Annotated in this window: 3 protein-coding genes; 1 reads left to right on the plus strand and 2 read right to left on the minus strand. The window is 33.9% G+C overall.

From position 1 onward, the window contains the following. Nucleotides 1-696 precede the first annotated feature (696 nt). Nucleotides 697-882 carry a hypothetical protein gene (locus C568_RS0130050; protein WP_018783725.1) on the plus strand — a complete coding sequence of 62 codons (186 nt, stop codon included), beginning with the start codon at nucleotides 697-699 and terminating at the stop codon, nucleotides 880-882. Between the two features lie 312 nt (nucleotides 883-1194). Here C568_RS0130050 and C568_RS0130060 read toward each other — a convergent pair whose 3' ends face one another. Both C568_RS0130060 and C568_RS34030 read right to left on the minus strand, forming a co-directional pair. After that, on the minus strand, nucleotides 1195-1803 hold the full coding sequence (locus tag C568_RS0130060) for a DUF3967 domain-containing protein (RefSeq protein WP_018783726.1): 609 nt from the start codon (nucleotides 1801-1803) through the stop codon (nucleotides 1195-1197). A gap of 599 nt (nucleotides 1804-2402) precedes the next feature. Next, on the minus strand, nucleotides 2403-2507 hold the full coding sequence (locus tag C568_RS34030) for a YjcZ family sporulation protein (protein WP_000505684.1): 105 nt from the start codon (nucleotides 2505-2507) through the stop codon (nucleotides 2403-2405). Nucleotides 2508-2828: the final 321 nt, after the last annotated feature.

The following is a 2828-nucleotide window of genomic DNA, read 5'->3' on the forward strand; positions in this document are numbered from 1 at the left end:
AAAAAAAAAGAAAATAACGAGGATTCCTGAAATCTCCGCTATATCAACAATGTATAAAATCCTGCAATAGAGGGTTTTCTATAGAAATTTAACATAGGTTAATAAACAAGCATTTTTCTTATTAAAACATAGAATAATATAACTCGTATTCGAAAAGGAGGTATAAAAAATGGGCTGTAGTAGCAACTGTTCGAAGCGTAGTAATGATTCTTGTAAATGTAAGCATGATAGTCATTCTTGTAAATCTAAATGTCATAGTAATTCTTGTAAATGTAAGAAAGATAAGTTCCGTAGATGTTGTTTTATTTGTTTTCATTGTGATCGCAAACACCAGTAAAATAGTTCAACATTTTTAGTTTTTGATGAGAAATTATATAAAAAGCTTATCCCCTTGTAAAGAAGGATGAGCCTTTTATATTTGTTATCAATAATAAGACATTATGTTAACCTCACATGTATGTTTATTCATATCCATTTTTCACAATTTAAAGATAAAGATTTTTATATACGAAGAAAATAAAATTCTACATAGAACTTCATTATGTGTTAACAACTGAACCAACTAGTCCAACCAAATCATCGGGTGATACCCCAATATAAATTGGTTGATACATATCTAGTCCCAAAAAAAATATATAAACATATTGTATTATAGTACAACTCTTTAACAAACACTCTAAAAAAGGAGCTATCTATATGCTTGAAGACAAATCTAAAGTTAATTACCCATATGAATTTACCGAAACTATAACAACACCAATTAAAAAACCAAATTATACAAAATTTAAAAATAGTACAGACACACAACCTCTTACTATTTCAAAACATTACGTTGAAAAACGTCTATACTCCGTAAGAATCGATACTCCTAAGAACAAATAATCAAAATTCATTAAGAAAACACGCCACACATGTATGTATAGCGTGTTTTCCTTGCTTTTGGGCAAGAGTGCTAGCCCCCAGGAACTTCGCGTTATATGGAATATAGGGCAAAAGAGAATCTTGAACGGATACATTAGCAGTTCGGCTCGTATAATTGCTTATCCAAGGCAGGACGGATATTGCTTGCTTTTGGTCTCTCGGCTTGGCACAATAGCACATGACCCGTTCCTTACGGAACTTTTAGATATATATATAGTGAGAAAGGAAAAATACAAAAACTCAATAATATCAAGGATTTAAAGATTCAAAAAATTATTTCCAAAACTCATACCATTTCTTATCTTTACTTGCTGCAATCATCTTCTTAACTTCCTGGACTTCCCTTATTGTTTTTATTAGCATTTCATCACGGCCCTGGTTCTTCGCCATGTCTTCGCTAGTATTCGTCGCTATAAGTACCTGGGATTCCTGTATCGTTTGTATAGCGCTCAATAACTCTGATTCTCTTTGTATAAATCTCTGGTCTTGCTCAGTTAATCGTTTGGTTAATTCCTGGAGCAAATCATTTTGTTTTTCAATGACTTCTTTTTGATCTTGAATCATCGTCTGTAGCGTTGTAGCGTTGAAATCCGGTTCTTCATAGCGCTCAACTTCATGTCGATCCAATGGCAATACTTCAACACCTTGATGCCATGATACAATTTGCTTTGTGGCATTTTCTAGTGTCATATCTGTGTCGTTCTTTAGGTTTATAACCTTACGGAATACCATTACATCACTTTCTCTATATTTCCTATGCCCACGCTCGTTTTTTATGAAAGTGTAACCCTCTTTTTCTAACACGTCTGCATACTTACGTAATGTAGATGATTGGATAGCTAATTGCTCCGCCACGTCACTAGGACTATAAAACGTCTTCATAGCGTTTCACCTCAAAAATATATTCGCTATAGCAATGATATACCCTTTTTCCTAATAATTCACGTATCACTTGTTTGTATTTTTAACTTCCATAATCTTCACAGGAGTAATGTATTTAGTTCATATTACAGCCCCAAGCTTAGGGACACATATCGATTTTAAAATTAGATACTCCTTACTTCTCAATAACAACATCAAAACCTTTTCAGTTTATACAAGATTTTATACAAAAAAGTAAAAACGAAAAATAGCGGGGATCCCTAGAATCTCCGCTATAACAACAATGTATAAAATCCTGCATATCGATTTTACATAGGAAAGAAGAAAGAACTTAATAAAAACAAGGATTCTCCTTTGTCCTTGCTACCGATAATAGGACGTTATGTCAACCACACATGAATCTTTATTCATCACCATTTTCCACAGTTTAAAAGGACAACTTGTATCCATCTTTTGAATCGGGATCCTGCCGACAAAACGCGAACATTATACATTAAGACATTTTTTGAAGAGGGAGACCCCCAATTTTAACTTGACATGATATAAATATTTTTTTCATAAAAAAAGACACCTTTATAAGTGTCTTTTCTGATTGTTTTTTAGCAGAAGCAAGCAGCTCCAACTATGATTAATAATATAAAGAGCACAACGAGTAAGGCGAATCCTCCAGCAAAGCCGCCACCACAACTACCACCAAAGCCCATAATAGTTCCTCCTTTAGATAAGAGGGGAAAACAAGGGGTCACTCATGTGTTTTAACGGATTCACATTACTTTATGTCTTTAAATAATATACGAGCAAGTCCTTTAAAAAATAAAGAAAAAACACTCTAAGGAATGCCTTTCTCCAATGTAATCGGCATATGACCACACCCAAGGTTTTGAAACACCCCTTGCTTTTTGGCTAGAGTGCTGGCTCGTCGTGTGGGGACGAAACCCCACGTATTAAACGTATCGATATATAGTATAAGAACTATTTTTGAACGAATGATCTAAGCGGTTCGGCTCGTATAATTGCTTGTCCAA

It is taken from the genome of Bacillus sp. 95MFCvi2.1 (assembly GCF_000374965.1).
Lineage (GTDB): Bacteria > Bacillota > Bacilli > Bacillales > Bacillaceae_G > Bacillus_A > Bacillus_A pseudomycoides.

Excerpts from the sequence above, each read along its gene's own strand:
- C568_RS0130060 (WP_018783726.1), bottom strand. The coding sequence starts at position 1,803 with ATGAAGACGTTTTATAGTCCTAGTGACGTGGCGGAGCAATTAGCTATC.
- C568_RS34030 (WP_000505684.1), bottom strand. The coding sequence starts at position 2,507 with ATGGGCTTTGGTGGTAGTTGTGGTGGCGGCTTTGCTGGAGGATTCGCC.
- C568_RS0130050 (WP_018783725.1), top strand. The coding sequence starts at position 697 with ATGCTTGAAGACAAATCTAAAGTTAATTACCCATATGAATTTACCGAA.